Annotated in this window: 18 protein-coding genes; 9 read left to right on the forward strand and 9 right to left on the reverse strand. The window is 54.4% G+C overall.

What is annotated here, in order from left to right; translation table 11 throughout:
- The first annotated feature begins 118 nt into the window (after positions 1-118).
- The 3 genes from O0S10_RS03400 (at position 119) to O0S10_RS03410 (ending at position 2,541) form a co-directional block, all read left to right on the forward strand.
- On the forward strand, positions 119-1,057 hold the full coding sequence (locus tag O0S10_RS03400; RefSeq protein WP_268924500.1) for a deoxyhypusine synthase: 939 nt from the start codon (positions 119-121) through the stop codon (positions 1,055-1,057).
- Positions 1,057-1,695, forward strand: a complete 639-nt coding sequence (gene pyrF, locus O0S10_RS03405) for an orotidine-5'-phosphate decarboxylase (protein ID WP_268924501.1) — start codon at positions 1,057-1,059, stop codon at positions 1,693-1,695. Before O0S10_RS03400 ends, pyrF begins: the two co-directional genes overlap by 1 nt.
- Before the next feature lie 132 nt (positions 1,696-1,827).
- On the forward strand, positions 1,828-2,541 hold the full coding sequence (locus O0S10_RS03410; RefSeq protein ID WP_268924502.1) for a PEGA domain-containing protein: 714 nt from the start codon (positions 1,828-1,830) through the stop codon (positions 2,539-2,541).
- A gap of 63 nt (positions 2,542-2,604) precedes the next feature.
- Here the strand turns inward: O0S10_RS03410 and O0S10_RS03415 are convergent, their stop codons facing one another.
- From O0S10_RS03415 to dph2, 3 genes are read right to left on the reverse strand one after another with little or no spacing between them, the layout of a single operon-like run.
- A complete protein-coding gene (locus tag O0S10_RS03415) occupies positions 2,605-3,774 on the reverse strand; it encodes an MFS transporter (protein ID WP_268924503.1) in 1,170 nt (389 codons plus the stop codon).
- Positions 3,771-4,373, reverse strand: coding sequence for an METTL5 family protein (locus O0S10_RS03420; protein WP_268924504.1), 603 nt, complete (start codon positions 4,371-4,373; stop codon positions 3,771-3,773). The genes O0S10_RS03415 and O0S10_RS03420 overlap by 4 nt, the downstream gene beginning before the upstream one ends.
- A gap of 3 nt (positions 4,374-4,376) precedes the next feature.
- Positions 4,377-5,324, reverse strand: coding sequence for a diphthamide biosynthesis enzyme Dph2 (dph2, locus tag O0S10_RS03425; protein ID WP_268924505.1), 948 nt, complete (start codon positions 5,322-5,324; stop codon positions 4,377-4,379).
- 250 nt (positions 5,325-5,574) lie between these two features.
- Between dph2 and carA the strand changes: the two genes are divergently transcribed.
- Together carA and carB are read left to right on the forward strand one after the other, a co-directional pair.
- Positions 5,575-6,636 carry a glutamine-hydrolyzing carbamoyl-phosphate synthase small subunit gene (carA, locus tag O0S10_RS03430; protein WP_268924506.1) on the forward strand — a complete coding sequence of 354 codons (1,062 nt, stop codon included), beginning with the start codon at positions 5,575-5,577 and terminating at the stop codon, positions 6,634-6,636.
- Positions 6,629-9,793 (forward strand): carbamoyl-phosphate synthase large subunit, encoded by a 3,165-nt coding sequence (gene carB, locus O0S10_RS03435; RefSeq protein WP_268924507.1) that lies wholly within the window; start codon positions 6,629-6,631, stop codon positions 9,791-9,793. The genes carA and carB overlap by 8 nt, the downstream gene beginning before the upstream one ends.
- Before the next feature lie 12 nt (positions 9,794-9,805).
- On the opposite strand, the gene O0S10_RS03440 is transcribed toward carB, so the two are convergent.
- Entirely contained in the window at positions 9,806-10,180 is a 375-nt protein-coding gene (locus tag O0S10_RS03440) for a winged helix-turn-helix transcriptional regulator (protein WP_268924508.1), read from the reverse strand.
- A 92-nt stretch (positions 10,181-10,272) separates the two neighbouring features.
- Here O0S10_RS03440 and O0S10_RS03445 point away from each other — a divergent pair, with 92 nt between their 5' ends.
- The 4 genes from O0S10_RS03445 (at position 10,273) to O0S10_RS03460 (ending at position 12,113) form a co-directional block, all read left to right on the forward strand.
- Positions 10,273-10,830 carry a flavodoxin family protein gene (locus tag O0S10_RS03445; protein WP_268924509.1) on the forward strand — a complete coding sequence of 186 codons (558 nt, stop codon included), beginning with the start codon at positions 10,273-10,275 and terminating at the stop codon, positions 10,828-10,830.
- A 65-nt stretch (positions 10,831-10,895) separates the two neighbouring features.
- Positions 10,896-11,414: a hypoxanthine phosphoribosyltransferase gene (gene hpt / locus O0S10_RS03450; RefSeq protein ID WP_268924510.1), complete on the forward strand. Its 519-nt coding sequence runs from the start codon at positions 10,896-10,898 to the stop codon at positions 11,412-11,414.
- Positions 11,415-11,445: 31 nt separating this feature from the next.
- The gene (locus O0S10_RS03455; RefSeq protein ID WP_268924511.1) at positions 11,446-11,604 is read left to right on the forward strand and encodes a hypothetical protein; all 159 of its coding nucleotides are present in this window, start codon (positions 11,446-11,448) and stop codon (positions 11,602-11,604) included.
- A 2-nt stretch (positions 11,605-11,606) separates the two neighbouring features.
- Complete coding sequence (locus O0S10_RS03460; RefSeq protein ID WP_268924512.1) at positions 11,607-12,113, forward strand: alpha/beta hydrolase; 507 nt, start codon at positions 11,607-11,609, stop codon at positions 12,111-12,113.
- On the opposite strand, the gene O0S10_RS03465 is transcribed toward O0S10_RS03460, so the two are convergent.
- The 5 genes from O0S10_RS03465 to tfrA form a co-directional block, all read right to left on the reverse strand.
- Entirely contained in the window at positions 12,095-12,982 is an 888-nt protein-coding gene (locus O0S10_RS03465; RefSeq protein ID WP_268924513.1) for an SPL family radical SAM protein, read from the reverse strand. The genes O0S10_RS03460 and O0S10_RS03465 overlap by 19 nt on opposite strands.
- 45 nt (positions 12,983-13,027) lie before the next feature.
- The gene (locus tag O0S10_RS03470) at positions 13,028-14,902 is read right to left on the reverse strand and encodes a heavy metal translocating P-type ATPase (protein ID WP_268924514.1); all 1,875 of its coding nucleotides are present in this window, start codon (positions 14,900-14,902) and stop codon (positions 13,028-13,030) included.
- A 111-nt stretch (positions 14,903-15,013) separates the two neighbouring features.
- Positions 15,014-15,277 carry a metal-sensing transcriptional repressor gene (locus O0S10_RS03475; protein WP_268922059.1) on the reverse strand — a complete coding sequence of 88 codons (264 nt, stop codon included), beginning with the start codon at positions 15,275-15,277 and terminating at the stop codon, positions 15,014-15,016.
- A gap of 63 nt (positions 15,278-15,340) precedes the next feature.
- Positions 15,341-16,789 carry a fumarate reductase (CoM/CoB) subunit TfrB gene (gene tfrB / locus O0S10_RS03480; RefSeq protein WP_268924515.1) on the reverse strand — a complete coding sequence of 483 codons (1,449 nt, stop codon included), beginning with the start codon at positions 16,787-16,789 and terminating at the stop codon, positions 15,341-15,343.
- Positions 16,786-18,371 (reverse strand): fumarate reductase (CoM/CoB) subunit TfrA (gene tfrA, locus O0S10_RS03485; protein WP_268924516.1); only part of this gene is annotated, 1,586 nt, incomplete at its 5' end. The genes tfrB and tfrA, both read right to left, overlap by 4 nt.

Below are 18,371 nucleotides of genomic sequence, written 5' to 3' on the forward strand. Positions count from 1 at the left end.
TGGAGTACAAAGCAGTGTGGACACTGCTGCCCTCACCACAGCTAAATCTGTTTTCCAATATCTTATTGCTGTATCTCACATAACTTTATGGAATTACTTTCAGGTCAGGTACAATAGAATGCACAAACACTGTAATGATCCGGTAAAACAGTTCATTCCCCGCGCAGGTATGACGGTGAACGAACTCGTTCTGGAGATGGGAGGTGCGGGGGCATACAACGGCGGCAGTCTTTACCATGCCGTGGATGTGTATGAGAAGATGCTCACCGACCCGGATATGACGAAGTTCTTCGGACTCTCCGGCGCGATGGTTCCGGCAGGAATGGGCGGCATCGTTTCAACTTTAATTGAGAAGGGACACATTGATGTTCTCACCTCAACGGGCGCAAACCTCACCCATGATTTAATTGAGGCAATCGGCTGCCACCACTATCACGGACAGGCCGAATGCGATGATCTTGAGCTCCGGAAAGAGGAGATTAACCGCATTTATGATGTGTTCCTCCCCAACGAAGCATATGAAGAACTCGAAGAGTTCATTCAGGATGTGTACAATGGTCTGCCGGAGCAGCCAATTACCATCAGTAAGCTTCTGCGGGTCATTGGTGAGCAGCTGGATACGGGTATTCTTGCAACTGCGGCAAAACATGATGTTCCGATCTACTGTCCGGCGTTTCAGGATTCGGTTCTGGGTCTGCAGTACTGGATGTTTTCCCAGTTCCACAAGAAGACGATTCTGGATGCAATCGGTGACATGCATGATCTGCTGAATACGGCATTTTCGGTGAAGAAGGCGGGTGCGGTTCTGGTTGGCGGCGGGGTGCCGAAGAACTTCACGCTGCAGACGATGCTGATGACGGAGAATGCGTTTACGTATGTTGTGCAGCTGACCGGCGACCGGCCTGATCTCGGCGGACTTTCGGGTGCGACACTGGATGAGGCAAAGTCCTGGGGAAAGATAGGAGAAGGCGGTATTGGCGTTACGGTGTACGGGGATGCAACGATTACGCTGCCGATTCTTGCTGCCGCAACGCTTGAGCGGCTGGAGCGGAAGTAATGGCAGACCTTCTTCTTGCTCTGGACGTGAAAGGAAAGAGCGAGGCTGTCCGTGTGGCGGGTGCGTGTACGGGTGAGGTGGATGCGATTAAGATCGGGTATCCGCTGGTTCTGTCAACCGGTCTCGGTATTGTGAAGGATCTTGCAAAGGCCGGGATTCCGATCATCGCGGACTTCAAGGTTGCCGATATTCCAAACACGAACTCGCTCATCTGCGAGGAGGTGTTCGGTGCGGGCTGTTCCGGCATCATCACCCATGCATTTTGCGGCCACGACTCCCTCGCTGCCTGCGTAGACGCGGCGCATGATCACGGCGGCGTCTGTTTTGTGGTCTGTGAGATGAGTCACCCCGGCGCACTTGACTTCCTGACAGGGGAAAACGCCGAGCGGATGGCCGGGATGGCAAAAGCTGCGGGAGCAGACGGCATCATTGCGCCGGCGACACGTCCTGAACGGACGGCGATTCTTCGCGATATCATTGGAACTTCGATGAAAATTTATTCGCCGGGTGTCGGCGCACAGGGAGCACAGCCTGAGGACGTCAAAAAATATGTGGACGGTATCATCGTGGGACGTGCAATTTATGAGTCCGCGGACCCGAAATCTGCGGCACATGAGTTCCGTGTACGGGCGAGATAAAAAAAATATTTTTTTGGTTTTTGAAAGCCATGGGGAAAAACATTTTTTTAATGCATGGAACTTTTTTTGAGGAAAAAAGATTAATCATCTCCCGTCCACTACTTCATTACCAATTATCCCGAGGAAAATGCCATGCTGAAACATCTTGCTCTTATCATACTTCTTGCCGCACTCCTGCTGGTCTTTCCAGTTGCTGCCGCAAATGCTTCGATGATCGAAAATACCAACTTCATCACGGTACAGTCCAGTCCACCGTACGCCGATGTGTACATTGACGGTATTTATCAGGGAAAGACGCCGGTTACCTCGCCGGATCATTACGAGGGACACTATGAGATCAGAGTTGTTCTCGCCGGATATGATGAGTACATCGTCCCGGATCTCTACGTGAAACCTCTCGGTTCCGGTGTTGCGTCGGTAACGGCGAATCTGATGAAGAACACTTCTCTTGCTGGAGTCGTTGTGTATGCAGAACCGGCAGGAGTTGAGGTGTATGTGGACGAGGTGTATGCCGGGACCGTTCCGGAATTAAAGGACGGCGGTCTCCAGCTCGCAGGCTATCTGCCGGGAAAGCACAATTTCCGGTTTGAGAAGGACGGCTACAACACCGTTACCAAAAACGATTACATGCTTTCCGCAGGAAACACCGAAACACTGCGGGTAACGCTGGGCAAAGCTGCGGGGACGACAACGCCGACGGAGGAAGAGACAATTGTGCCGGCAACGACAATAACCACGGTGCCGACAACGTTTGCCCCGACTGCGCCGCCGACCAAAGCCCCGGTGCCAATACTCGGGATTCTTCTCGGATGTGCAGCAGCAGTTCTCCTGATGCGGAGACTCTGAATTTTTTTTATTTTCCAGAGATTTCAGAAAAGTCTTTTCTCTGGTATCAAGCCGTTTGGTACATCATTTTCTCCACAACTTCATCGGATACGGCAAAAAGATGCACAGTACCACCGCCGCCGCCATCAGTACCGCCTGCATCGTCAATGCTTCGGGCATGCCGAATGTATCAGCAAGAACACCGATCGCCACAATCGCAACCGCACTCAGTGCCTGCGGAATACCGATAACAATACCGGACGCAAGGCCCACACTGCCGGGCATCATCTCCTGCACGGTTGCTATCTCAATCGTTGCCGGAGCCATCAGGAAAAATCCGGCGGCAAGCAGGGACAACAGGGAGAGCGGAGCAGGCAGCAGAAAAATTCCCAGATATACAGGAACAGAGCACGCATACGAAATCAGGAGAATTTCTTTTCTGCCGAGTTTATCCGAACTGATACCCGCGACAAGGGTTGCAATCATGCCGGCATAGAACATGCCGGTGACGAACAGTGTCGCAAAGAAGTATTCAACACCCGCATAGGTAGTCAGGTACACCGTTGCGAACGCGAGAAACCCGTAGTACACCCATGTCCGCAGAGAACTGATGCCGAGTATCAGTCCGGCACGCCGCCAGTTTGTTTGACTGCTTTCCCGGGAATACGCAGCAGGCACGGCCGGTTCATGTACCGGTTTCTGCGGGAACCGGGAGATGATGAACGCGACAATGATTCCCGGAATAATCAGATAGATGAGAGCGGGAAGACCTGCCCATACCAGAAGAGCACCCGCAACCAGCGGCGCAGCCCCGTATCCGAAACTCCCGCCCACCGAAAACACCGACAAGAGCGTGCCCCGGTTTGCAGGGGTTGAGAACTGATAGATCTGCTGGTACGCGTTTGGATGAAATATTGCATTCCCAACACCGGCAACAACCGCAAGAACAAGCAGGATCCAGTAGTTCTGCACGAACGCAAAGCAACTGATGGCAACCGCCGTCATCAGTACGCACCAGCTTGCACCCAGCGTCCAGCCGCCCCGATCCTGCAGCCAGCCGGCAACCGGCTGTACAACAGCGAGAGTGATCGTAATGACCGTCACCAGAAATCCTGCCATCGCATACGAGGTGATCCCCTGCACGGCGAAGATCGGCATCAGCACCGGAAGGGCAGCCGAAATGACCGGCAGGTAGAAATCAACCGCACCATGCCCTGCGGCAAGAACCGCGATCCGTTTTGCAAGATTGTTCATGGAGTCCGCTCCAGGTGTACAATTTCCACCGGAATTTCCAGGAATTCCTTTGTATGGAACGTGAACTGTTTGGGAAGTTCCAGCCTGGCGGAAATTATTTCCACGATCTCTGCACGGTCTTTTGTATAAGCGGCGACAAAAGGAATGCTGCCTGCATTCAGAATTGCGTAGCAGACCGGGGCAATGGCAAGGGCCGCATCAATGAACGGCCGATCGGCATGCTCCTTCTGCGCGCCGAACGGCGGGTTCATCACCACTGTGTCGGCGGTGATGCCGGGGTCCGACCCGCCGATGCGGGCCTCGGCAAAGATGATATCCACCCCGAACAGTTCCGCATTTTCCCTGGCAACTGCAAGAGCTGCGGGATCGAAGTCCACTGCCGTAACCTCGGCACCAAGCAGTGCCGCCCCGATGGAAAGCATGCCCGTCCCGCAGCCGAGATCACAGACGCGTGCCCCGGCAATGTCCCCGTTCATCGCCGCATGAAAAAGCATGCGGGCTGCAAGCGGGGCAGGTGTCATGTACTGTTCTGCATCGGCAGACGGACGTGAAAATCCCCGGACCTTTTGCAGCTGCATCTCAAGCTGGCGGAGTTTCATGGTTTACACTATCTCGTCAATTACGTAATCATCCCAGCTGCGAAGTCCGAGCACAATCTCAAACTCTGCAGGAGAAAGGACCGGCATCGGAAACCGGCTCTGATCATCCAGAGCAAGGCGCGGGCATGCTGTGTTCACATAGGCGTCAAAGCCGAGATTGCGCAGCTGCATTTCTGAGACCTCGCGGATGAGAATGATCGATGCGTCCGGCGAGAGGCTTTCCAGTCGTTTTGCAAGTTCCTTTCTGCACTGTCCCGATTTGCTGGAAAGCAGAATGCCGAATGTTTTTGCTGACTTCGCTTTTTCTATCTGCACAAACCGTTTCCGAAGCAGCCGGTCCGCCGAAACCTCCTGCACGTCCCCGGCACCATAGGGATCCAGCGCAAAGGTCGGTTTGCCGGTCGCAAGAGAGACGCCGATTGCGTGAAACACCCCGGTCCCCACAAACAGATAGGCGTCCGCCTCTGCGGACCGTGCAGCCGCATACGTGCAGCCGAGCACCTGTCCCGGCTGCGGCGTACGGACCGACCCCTCACCGACCACTGCCCGGATACCGTGATCCTGCAGCCAGCCGGCCATCTCCTGTGTCTGATGCGCATGCTGAATCGTTGTCACCAGACCAACCTTTGCAAAACATTCGAGAGCCGGAACCGCGGAAAGAAGAATCTCCGGATCAATATCCTGCCGGAACGGAATGTAGATTACATTTTTCTCCTGCGTTACCGGTGTATGGCCGATGTGGACTAAGACATCGGCATCTGCGAGAGCGTCAAGCGCGAGATCACACGCGCCCCAGCATGCATCACCGCAGATAACCACCTCAAACCCTTCGTTGCGAAGAGCAGATGCAAGCATCGCAGTTCCCCGCTTCAATCCTTCCGGCAACTGAACGGCAACCCGCTTCGCATCACGGGAACGGAGATCATCGATCAGATCAGAAAGCGGAATCACAAACCGCACCTCCCAAAGATACCGGATATTCGCATACTAGTACTATACTACTTGATACCGAAAAGAGAAACACCTATCGGAAAACCGGATTCAGGACATGCTGAAAATATATATTTTCCCAGAATATATTGTAAAAATAATATAAAACAATATTTTTAAAATTTACAATATATTTTTTCAAAGGACACATATAGGCATCAGAGATTAGCCTTATTACCTCCCGGCACCGACATGTAACTGGTACTAAATCATGAAGGCGGTCTTAGGACTTGAAGACGGAACTATCATCACCGGAAGCGGATTCGGCGTCGAAGGCGTTGCAACCGGTGAACTGGTAGTTACCCTCGTATCCAACGGATACATGGAAGCCCTCAGTGACCCGAGCGTTGCCGGACAATTATTAATGTTCGGTTACCCGCTCGTGGGAAACTACGGCGCAAACCCCGACCAGCTCCAGAGCGGCAAAGTGCATGCAGCAGGCGCCATTGTCCGTGAGCTTTGCGAGTTCCCTAAGCACGAGCCAACGATGGCTGCGTACTTCGAGGAAAATGGACTCATGGGAATCGAAGGCGTCGACACCCGGATGCTCACCATCAAACTCAGAGAAGAGGGCGTCATGCGTGCAGCTCTTCTCACCGGCTCCGATGACGGCCACGAAGCTGTCCGCCTTGCCCAGAATGCCCCGGTGCAGGAAACCCGCGAACTCGTTCCGGACGTCACCTGCAAAGAAGCCTATCACATCCCGGGTTCCGGCAAAAAGATCGCTGTCCTTGACCTCGGGTGTCGGAAATCCATTCTGCAGAGCCTGCACAACCGCGGAGCAGACCTCTACGTTTACCCCTACGGAACTCCTGCCGATGTCATTCTTGCAGACAACCCGCAGGCATTTTTCCTGACCAACGGTCCCGGTTACCCCTTTGCCGCACCAAAAGCAGTTGCAACGGTCAAGGATATCCTCGGCATCATCCCGGTACAGGGAGTCTGCATGGGAACCGAGATCATCGCTGCAGCACTCGGCGGCGGGGTTGAGAAACTCAAGCTCGGCCACCGCGGTGCAAGCCAGCCGGTGAAGTTCTCCGACGGCTCGGTCGCCGTCACGTTCCAGGGACACGGTTATGCCGTGAACGGCGACAGCCTTCCTGAAGGATGTGAAATCTCCTGCATTAACTTAAACGATCATACCGTTGAGGGATTCGTCAACAACGACCTCGGCGTGTACTGTGTGCAGTTCCACCCCGAACACGATGCTGTTCACGACGGAGCGGAAAAACCAATCTACGACATCATGTACAGAGGAATCCCCGATGCCTAAAAACCCAACACTCAAAAAAGTCCTCTTAATTGGTTCCGGACCGATCCAGATCGGACAGGCTGCTGAATTCGATTACGCAGGAAGTCAGGCGTGTAAAGCCGTGCGCGAAGAAGGCATCGAAGTTGTCCTTGTCAACTCCAACCCGGCAACCATTCAGACCGACCCGGAAACTGCGGACAAAGTCTATGTCGAGCCGTTAAAGGCAGAGATCATCGCCGAGATCATTCAAAAGGAAAAACCGGACGGAATTCTTTCCGGCATGGGCGGCCAGACCGGTCTCAACCTCACCGCAGAACTTTACGAGATGGGTGCCCTTGACGGGGTTCAGATTCTCGGAACCCCGCTTGAGGCAATCTATCACGGGGAAGACCGGGAGATGTTCAAGAATCTCATGCTTGAGATCGGGGAACCGGTCCCGAAAAGTTTCATCTTAACCAAGATGGAGCAGCTTGAGGAAGCCTACGAAACCGTCGGTCTTCCGGCAATCATTCGTCCCGCATACACCCTCGGCGGATCCGGCGGAGGAGTTGCCGAGACAAAAGAGGAACTCAGAAAGATCGTTGAACACGGTCTTACCAAGTCCCGTGTCCACCAGGTCTTAATTGAGGAGTCTGTCAAAGGCTGGAACGAGATCGAGTTCGAAGTCATGCGGGATGCAGCCGACACCTGTATCATCATCTGTGGTATGGAAAACGTCGATCCGATGGGAGTACACACCGGTGAATCCGTGGTGGTCGCACCAATCCTTACCCTGACCGCAGACCAGTTCGGCATTATGCGCCGGGCTGCAATCAAGATCATCCGTGCACTCAACGTGCAGGGCGGCTGCAATATCCAGTTTGCCTTCAAAAACGGAGATTACCGGGTCATTGAAGTCAACCCGCGTGTCTCCCGGTCCTCGGCCCTTGCATCCAAGGCAACCGGCTACCCGATCGCCCGTGTCGCCGCAAAGATCGCAATCGGCATGCACCTTGACGAGATCACAAACACTGTCACCGGCACAACACCGGCATGTTTCGAACCGGCTGTTGACTACGTTGTAGTCAAGGTTGCCCGCTGGCCGTTCGACAAGTTCAAGACCGCAGACCGGACGCTTACCACCGCAATGAAGTCCACCGGTGAGGTCATGGCAATCGGCAGAACCGTTGAGGAAGGATTCAAGAAAGCACTCCGTTCCCTTGACACGGACATCTATCACCACACGGACTTAAACGAGATCAAGATGATCCTCTCCCGTCCTACCGATGAGCGGTTCCCGACGCTGTTCGATGCATTCCGCCTCGGCATGACCGTAGAAGATGTGTATGAACTCACACAGATTGAACCGTTCTTCTTAGAGAAGATTCAGCATGTTGTGGACATCGAACTGGAACTCCGCGAACATCCGACCGAGGAACTGGTCAAGACCGCAAAGAAGTTCGGATTCTCCAATGCAGAAATCCGTGAACTGACCGGATGGAACATCTACAAGATCGAACAGCTCGTAGGTCTTCCTACCTACAAGATGGTGGATACCTGTGCAGCAGAATTTCCGGCAAAGACGCCGTACTACTACTCCACCTGGGAGCAGGAGTGCGAACTCAAAGACACACCGAACAAGAAGGTCCTCATTCTCGGTTCCGGTGCAATCCGGATCGGCCAGGGTATCGAGTTCGACTACTGTACGGTACATGCAGTCAAGTCCCTGCGTGAGGAAGGAATCGAGGTGCACATCCTCAACAACAACCCGGAAACCGTCTCCACCGACTTCGATACCTCCGACCGGCTGTACTTCGAACCGATGCAGCTCGAAGATGTCATCAACATCCTGCGCAAAGGCGATTACGATGGTGTGATGGTGCAGTTCGGCGGTCAGAACTCCGTCAACCTTGCCATCCCGATTCAGGAAGAGATCAAACTGTTCGGTCTCAAGACCAGGATCCTTGGAACCAGCCCGGACAACATGGATGTTGCCGAGGACAGAAACCGGTTCAGCGTGCTGCTGGAAAAAGACAACATTCCGTCACCGGCAAATGGTTCGGCCTACTCCGAAAAAGAGGCCTATGAGATCGCAAAGAAGATCGGCTATCCGGTTCTGGTCAGACCCAGTTATGTTCTCGGCGGTCGTGCAATGGAGCTTGTCCACGATGAACTTGAACTGCAGACCTACATCAAAGAAGCAGTCCGTGTCTCAAATACCCACCCGGTATTAATCGACCGGTACCTCGACAACGCAACCGAACTGGATGTGGATGCGGTTTCTGACGGAACCGAGGTTCTCATCGGCGGTATCATGGAACACATTGAAGAGGCCGGCGTCCACTCCGGCGACTCGGCCTGTGTGATTCCCACCCAGACGCTGACCGTTGAACAGATCGCAACCGTGAAGGACTACACGAGAAAGATTGCGCTGTCCCTTGGTGTTGTTGGTCTGATCAATATCCAGTATGCACTGCACAACGGCACCATCTATGTCCTTGAGGCAAACCCGCGTGCCAGCAGAACGGTTCCGTTCGTAGCAAAGGCAACCGGCATCCCGCTTGCAAAGATTGCAGCGAAGGTGATGCTCGGCAAGAAGCTTGCAGACCTCGGTTACCATGAAAAAGAGATCAAGCATGTTGCGGTCAAGGAAGTCCTGCTGCCGTTCTCCCGGCTGCCGGGCGTTGACCCGATCCTCGGTCCGGAGATGAAATCAACCGGTGAGGTCATCGGTATTGACTACGACTTCGGTCGTGCCTTCTACAAGGCAAGCCAGGCAGCGGACAACAAGCTCCCGCTGGAGGGGAAGGTGTTCATCTCCGTCACCAACGATCAGAAGAGTGCCATTCTCCCGATTGCCCAGAAACTTGCAGACCTCGGCTTCAGTCTTTACGGTACGGAAGGAACGGTGAAGTTCCTGGAACAGCACAACATCCGGATGAACCTGGTCAGAAAAGTGCAGGAAGGATCCCCGAACATCATCGATATGGTGCGGGGTGCAGACATCGATCTGGTCATCAACACGCCGGGCGACAAGAACGCACGGGCGGATCACTTCCAGATTATGCGGGCAACGATCGATTACAGTATTCCCTACATCACAACCATCTTCGGAGCAGAAGCCGCAGTTCAGGCAATCGAGTCGATGAAATCGAACAAGATTACGATTGAACCGCTGTCGCACTATCACGCCGAATAAAAAAATATTTTTTTACTCTTTTTTGAGATTACAGCACGGCATCACCACTTCATCGTCCGCTGCCGGAAGGTGGCAGCTGCCCCAGCGCGAAAGTTCCTGAATAATCGGTATGAAACTCCGGCCAAGTTCCGTAAGTGAGTACTCAACCTTTGGCGGAACCTCCGGATAGACATACCGCGAGATCATACCGTCCTCTTCCAACTCCCTCAGTTGTTTGGTCAGCATTGCCTGCGTTATTCCCGACATGTTGCGGTAGAGATCGCTGAATCGTTTGGTACCGCTGTTCATTAAACACAGCAGACATATTTTCCATTTTCCGGCGATGATCCGCTGTGCCCGGTACACCGGACAGGCAACCGGATAGTTCACTTTTTTTCCAGGGGGCATTGTAACGGAGTAACTATTATTTTTGATAGTATATAGCATAATACATCCTACCCCATTTATGAGTGATACCACCAAATAAAAGACTGGTGAAAATGAAAATAATAGGAATTGCAACAAGTCCGCGAAAAGGCGGCAACAGTCAGAAACTGGTGGAATCCGTTCTTGCCGGCGCAAAAGATGCTGGAGCCGAGACGGAACTCATCTGCCTGACAGATCAGAATATCCATCCCTGTATCGGTTGTGGAGACTGTAAAAGCGGGCATGACACCTGTGCCCAGAAAGACGACATGAGTATGCTCTACGAAAAAATCGCCGCAGCCGATGGAATTATCTTTGGTGCTCCGATCTACTTCGGGCGACTGAATGCACAGGCATACATGGTTATCGACCGCATGTGGGCACTCTTAAACCCGGATTTTTCTCTGAGAATTCCGGCAGGAAAAAAATTTGCAGTGGCGCTGACCTGCGGCCCGGGCGATGCGAAAACCATTCAGCCGATGGAACAGTACTTCCAAAACACCGTTTGCGGTATCTTCGGATTCACCTACGCAGGGACGGTCTGGCAGAATCAGCTAATGTCTCCGGCAGATCTGGAGAAGTTTCCGGAGAAAATTACTGAGGCAAACGAACTCGGAAAAAGACTCGTCTGATCACAATCCCGGACTCTGCCACCGGCAGAATTATTTTTTGTCATGCTGTATAGATACCAGAGTTTATGGCGGACACAATTGATGTGCTGATCCCGGAAAAACAGATCGATGCACGCATCAGGGAACTTGCAAAACAGATAGATGCCGACTACGCCGGAAAATCCGTGACTCTCCTTACCACTCTGAAAGGAGCCTGCTTTTTTTCATGCGAACTTGCCAAATGCCTGACTATCCCGGTCTTCATGGAGTACATTCAGGCAGCAAGCTATGAAGGCACATCCTCGACCGGTACCGTCACCATGATGCTGGATGTCCCGGACACCGCAGTCGCCGGAAAACACGTGATCATCGTAGAGGACGTCATCGATACCGGCAGAACACTTGCAGCCGTCAAAGATCTCATGCAGACACGCAACCCCGCATCCCTCGCCGTATGTTCCCTCCTTGACAAGCACGAGTGCCGGGTTGTTCCGTTTGAAGGAGACTACGTCGGATTTACCATCGGCAACGACTTCGTCGTCGGTTACGGTCTGGACTGGGATCAGAAGTACCGCAACCTTCCCTACATCGGGATTGTGCGGTAACACTTATCATCTCCCGCGTCGATGTTCTGGTATGTGTTCCGCAGGCGGACCAATCGACGTTGACCTCAACGATCCTCTGAAAGGAAAAGGCAAAAAATACCGGTGCAACGAGTGCGGCCAGACCTTTACCGGTCTTGGCAAGCATCCGATGTGCCCCTCCTGCCAGTCCGAGGACGTCACTGAGATCTGACAATGCCGGAAACTATCCGGGTCCCGTTTGTGCGGGACAACCCAATCCTCATCAGAGGACACTCTTCTTTTCTGATCGCGGCACGTGCCCGGGAAAAATTTCCGCTGATCATCGAAACCGATACTGAAGAACTGGTACAGGGCGTATATCCGGGGGATCTGATTGTTGTCTCCGCCCCAGAAGGCGGTGAGACAGCGCCTGCCCTGTATCTTCTGGAGATGATACGGACCTACCACACGCCGGTGATTGCACTGGGAAAGGATCATCCCGCAAGCCGGAGGCTCTCCTACGTTGTCTCGGCTGCGGAGCGAATCGAGATGCGGTGCGATATCCGGCGCGGCACCCATCCTGAACAGCATCTGCTCTGCGCCGCAGATGAGTTCACCGGGATGATTCTGTATACTGACGGAAACGAGCTGGTGATCGAAAACTGCCGCGAGGAGCTCAGACTATCCCATCTGGCATGGAACCTTTCCCTCGCAGAAACAAATTACCATAACCGCGACTGAACATCAGCCGCCCCACGCCGGCGAAGAAGAGAATCGATCTCCTCATGCCGCCAGAGGAGGCCCGCCGCATTGCATTCCCGCACAAAAGTATCCCACAGCTCCGCGTCCGGCGACCCGCACCAGTACTGATCCCCAAACATTCTCTCGTACCGTTCGCGAAGACCAGGGAATTGTTCGTCGAGCCGATCGTAAAAGTACTCCCGTTGCCGATCACGAAGTGACACGGCAAAATATTTCTCTGCGTACACAAACGTTGCGCCGGACTCTGCGGCACGCGAAACGATCGCGGAAATATTTTCCTTCGTGTCGGTGATGAACGGCAGCACCGGCAGAAGAATGACGCCGCACAAAATATCTTTCGCGGAAAGTTTTTCGATCGCAGAAAATCGATCCGATGACGATGCGGCGTGTGGTTCAATCCGCTTCGCAACCGAATCATCTGCGGCAGTGATCGTAATGTTTACCGCCGCCGGGGAGTGGGAGCCTATTGCAGCAAACAGATCCGCATCGCGGCAGACGAGATCGGATTTGGTGATCGCAACAACACCAAACCGGTAACGGTCCGCAAGTTTGAGGAAACCGCGGGTCAGTTCCTGTTCACGTTCACACGGATTGTAGGGATCGCTCATCGCACCGGTAAGGATGGTACCTTTCCGTTTCTTTGTGGAAAGTTCGCGTTCAAGGATGGCGAGCGCATTTTCCTTCGCCCGGACAACGGAGAAGTCGTCGATTCCGTAACATTCACTGCGGGAATCACAGTAGATGCAGGCATGCGGACAGCCGCGGTAGATGTTCACCGTATAATTTGATGCAAACCATCCCGGTTCGCGGTATGCGGAGAGAAGAGATTTTGCGGGAATGGTCTGCATAGATGATTCATCAGTTGACCCGGAACAAAAAAAATATTGCGGACACTACCTTTCCGTCCGCTCCCAGCCAAGCAGCAGCGCCGAGTTGATGATAACCAGCACCGATCCCACGTTATGAATCAGCGCTCCGAGGATCGGGCCGATAATGCCGGTCACTGCAAGAACGATTGCCGCGAAGTTCAGCAGAAGCGCGAGCGCCAGATTGATCCGGATGGTCTGCATCACCTTCTTTGCAAGATCGAACAGATGGGGAATGTACCTGAGATCATCGCGCACCAGAACAACATCCGCCGCGTCCACCGCGATATCACTGCCAATCCCACCCATGGCAACTCCGGCGAATGCCCTTTTCAATGCCGGAGCATCGTTCACTCCGTCACCGATCATTGCCGCCCGGATACCGTCTTCCTGATACCGGTCGATCATCTCCAGCTTTCCGGACGGGAGGCATTCGGCATGTACATCAGAGATGCCCGCCGCCGCCGCAATGCGGGCGGCGGCGGCCTGATTGTCACCGGTGAGAAGAACGGGACAAACACCCATTGCCCGAACTGCATTCACCACCGATGGGGCATCCTCCCGCATCTGATCCGCCAGTGCGATGAACCCTGCCGGACGGCTGTTCGCCGCAACGTACATGATGGTTGATCCGTTCCGGACACATGCCTCAGCCGCACTGACAAGTTCTGGCGGAAGGAAAACATCATGTTCGGCAAACAATTCAGGGTTGCCGACAAGGACCATGACCGCACCACACTCCGCCGCAACTCCCCTTCCCGGCAGCATCACAAATGTACCCGGCTGGGGCGGTGCAGTTCCGTGCTGTTCGGTGTACCGGCGGACGATGGATTTTCCAAGAGGATGCTCTGATCTGATCTCCGCTGATGCGGCAAGCGATAGCAGTTCATCGCCGGAGATGTCCGGGCTGATGGAATGTACTTTCGTAACCTCCGGTTTTCCGTAGGTCAGCGTTCCGGTCTTGTCAAACACCATGTACTGGACCATACTCAGCCGTTCAAGGGCATCGCCTTCGCGGATAAGAATGCCGAACTTTGTCGCATTGCCGATGCCTGCCATGATTGCCGTAGGAGTTGCAAGCACCATGGCGCACGGACAGAACACGACGAGCACGGTGACGGACCGGAGAATGTCGCCGGTAACAAGATAGGTGAGAACAGCAACGGTAAGAGCTGCGGCAACAATCCAGGTCGCCCAGCGGTCGGCGGTTCTGACGATCTGTGCTTTACCTGCGTCGGCTGACTCGATCAGCCGAATCATTCTCGCAAGGGAGCTGTCCTTGCCGACCTTTGTCGCACGCATGTCAAACGATCCGAACTGGTTGACAGTTCCGGAAAAGACTTCGTCGTCCGGCTGTTTGTCAACCGGCAGAGATTCACCGGTCATCACCGACTGATCGATTGACGTGCATCCCGAAAGAATAACACCGTCGGAGACGATCGTCTCGCCCGGCAGTACCCGGAGAACATCGCCGACCTGCACGGTGTCGGCGGAAATGATTTTTTCTTCGCCGTTCTGCACGATCCGTGCGACAGGAGGCGTAAGATTGATCAGTTTTTCAATACCGGCGCGTGCTTTGGCAACCGTCCGTTCTTCAAGATATGATCCGATCTGCATGATAACCGCGATCTCTGCGGCAGCAAATGTTTCACCGATGAGAACGGAAGCCACCAGCGCGATGGATACCAGAACATCAGCACGGATATCAAAACGGGTGACAAGCCCGATCACCGCTTCGATGATGATCGGAACACCGCAGAGGATTATCGCAATCCAGGCAGGATCTGCGGGAAGATCCTTTCCCCAGAGGAAACTGATCAAAACTGCTGTACCCGAAATGAGGATGAACAGAACGGTTCGGATCTCTTCGTCACGCAGTTTCAATAGCACACTTTCAAACATTTGTAACACCAATACACATATACCCATAGGGGTATTGGTATATGTGTATTTTGAAAAACATACGGGAATGAAACTGATTTTCAGATACAACAAAAAGAGAGGAGGAACCTGTCAGCTCATCCGTGAAAAATGTTCGATCGCTTTGGCGAACTCGGCAACGGTTTTTTCTGCGTCACCGTGTTCGATGCCGTCTTTTACGCAGTGGTTCAGATGACCCTCAAGCACAATCTGTCCTACTTTGTGCATCGCCGACTTCGCCGCATTGATCTGGATAAGAATGTCCTCGCACGGCACATCCTCATCGATCATCTTATCGATCGCGTTCAGCTGTCCGATGATCTTTTTCAGCCGGCGGTGAAGATTGGGAGAGTCCATACATTGACGCATGAGGATTACCTGCTTTATAGTTAATTGGTGGGTGAGAGATGATAAAACCGCTTACTCCCGGTACCCTTCAAGCAGCAGCGTTGCAATATTTTTCACCGGCAGCCCCGTCACCTGATGCAGATGAAACTCGCAGAACGGGCAGACCGTAACAATAAAGTCAGCACCCGTAGCCTTCACCATCCCGGCACGGACAGCACCGATGGCGGCGGCTTCATCGGGCCGGCCGGACTTCACACCGCCGCCCGCACCGCAGCAGCGTGCAGGCAGATCGACGAACGTTTCGGCGACACTTTGCAGAAGTTCACGCGGCTGCTCGGAGATTCCCTGACCACGAAGCAGATGGCAGGGATCATGGTAGGTGTAGGTCCCGGCAACTTTTGCGGGAGGGACAAATCCGATCTCACAGAGGTACTCGGTAATGTCGGCAACCCGGAATGGGGTGTCGTAGTCGTTCTTGAGAGTTGATCCACATCCGGCGCACATCGTGAGAACGGTATCGACGCCCGCGTTCACGAACGCAGCAATGTTACGCTGCATCAACTCCGGCACAAAACCGGAAAGGCCGGTTCGGATCAGCGGAGACCCGCAACAGACCTGATCTTTTGGAATCACTACCCGGATACCGTTTTTGCGGAGAACTTCCATCGCATCAAGCGCCGGCTGAATCACTCTGCCGTTGAACATGCAGCCGACGAAGAACCCGACCGTCGCCCGAACTTCTCCCTCCGGTTCAATGATATCCGGCACGCGCTCGAGGAACGGCGTCTCCTTCCGCTCAACGGAACGCCCCGTCTCTTCAACCAGCCGGGCAAGTGCCCGATGAGCCGGAAGGGACAGACCCCGCTTTGCTGCTTCGGCCCGGAGCTTTTCCACGGCTTTCCGCGGAGTTTCGATTCCCTTCGGACAGACCTCCACACATTTATGGCAGGTCGTACAGGCAAAGAGACCCTTGGCAATCGCCTCTTCAATACGGTCGCCGGCGTCCCGGGGATCAAGATTCAGCCGCTGTTCCTGCCGCATGACGGTGGGACCGGCATACTCGGAGGCTGCAAATGCAGGACACGAGGAGATACAGCTGTAACACTCAATGCACTCACGGAGCGGTTTGATCTCTTCGATCGTCTCGTGTGTTACGCCACAGCCGCAGACGGGGACATCGCCCCCGTCTGTTCCCGGATTCAGCCAGGCTATCTGTGCCATCACGGGTGCAATATCAGTGATGAGATCCCGGATGCGGGGAAGCTCCAGCGGCTCGATCAGATCGTTTTCACGCGCCTCTTCCATGCAGGCAAGTACCGGCTCGCCGTTGACGCGGACAGCACACGAACCGCACTGACCGGCACGGCAGCAGTGCCGGTATCCGAGCGTCGGATCGATTTCGTCCCGCACCGCATCAAGCACGTTCAGCACACGCGCCCCGCTCTCAACACGGACATCGTAGATTTCTACATGCGGGGCGGCATCCACATCAGGATCAAACCGCGAGATGCGTACCTTCACAGCCGTCCCTCCAGAATCTCAATCCCGGACTTCGCCTTCGAGAAGAAGGTGTGGCCGAACGGCGAGGTTTCATTCGTCCATGGAACGTTAACATCAGTCCGTGTATGGGCACCGCGTGACTCACGGCGGAGCAGTGCGCCGTCGATCACGAGCGCAGCAACGAGCAGCATATTTTCCGTGATAACGGCGTCACTGATCTCACGCGGCGAGGAGATTCCCAGAGGTGTCGCCCGGAGTTTTGCAATGTCGCGTTCGGCAACCTTCAGATCCAGTTCGTTACGGTAGATTCCGACGTTATTCCACATAATCCGCTTCATTGACCGGCGAACCTCCGCAGACGCCGCAGTTCCTTCGTAAAGTTTTGCGATCCGCTCCTCGGCTGCTGCAATCTGATCCGCATCAACAGCACGCTTCGCCGTACGCTGAACCGCGGCAGCGGCCAGACCCGCACGGCGGCCGAACACCTGCGTGTCCGCAAGTGCGTTGCCGCCGAGGCGGTTCCCGCCGTGTACACCACCGGTCACTTCTCCTGCGGCAAACAGATGCGGAAGGGTAGTGTGCGCCTCCGGTGTAATCCGCAGACCACCCATGAAATGGTGGGCGGTCGGGGCAACCTCCATCGGCTGAGTGCGGATATCAATGCCGAACTGGAGAAACTGCTCCAGCATCAGGGGAAGGCGGGTTTCGATCTGTTCCTTTGGCAGATGGGTTACGTCCAGCCACACACCGCCGTGTTCCGTGCCGCGTCCCTCAAGAACTTCGGTGGCGATCGATCGCGCAACCACATCACGGGTGGAAAGTTCCATCCGGGCAGGATCATACTTTTCCATGAACCGCTCTCCTTTTGTGTTCAAAAGAATCCCTCCCTCGCCCCGTACGGCTTCGGTTATCAGGCGGCCGCGGGTATCATAGGGATACACCGCACCGGTCGGATGGAACTGCACCTGCTCCATATCGATAAGTTCTGCACCCGCACGGTATCCGAGCGCATATCCGTCGCCGGTTCCTGCGGTGGAGTTGGTCGTCGTGTCATACACCTGACCCGCACCACCGGTTGCGAGCACCACCGCATCGGCAGTGATGATTCCAAGTTCTCCCTCCCGATCGCAGGTGACTGCGCCTGTGACTGCATTGCCGTCCTTGAGAAGATCGATGACGGTGAGTTCGTCACGGATCTCAACGGGTGAACCCCGGAGTTTTTCAAGAAGTGTCATCACCATTTCATGGCCCGTGTGATCTCCGGCATAGCAGGTACGGGGGAATCGCTGACCGCCGAACGGACGCTGGGCTATTTCATTTTCGCAGGTGAGATCAAACACCGCTCCCCACGTAAACAGATCGCGGATGCGGTCGGGGGCTTCACGGGCAAGAATCTCGACAAGTGCAGGATCATTGAGGAAGGCACCGCCTTTCATCGTGTCCTCATAATGTGTTGCAACGGAGTCTGCGGATTTCAGAACGGCATTGTACCCTCCCTCCGCCATAACCGTACAGCCGCCTTTACCGGTGATGGTCTTTGATACGATGATCGTCTCGCCTGCTGCTGACGCATCGACCGGGGGGGGGGGGGGGGGGGGGGGGG

Origin of the sequence: Methanocorpusculum petauri (assembly GCF_026891975.1) — an archaeon.
GTDB lineage: Archaea > Halobacteriota > Methanomicrobia > Methanomicrobiales > Methanocorpusculaceae > Methanocorpusculum > Methanocorpusculum petauri.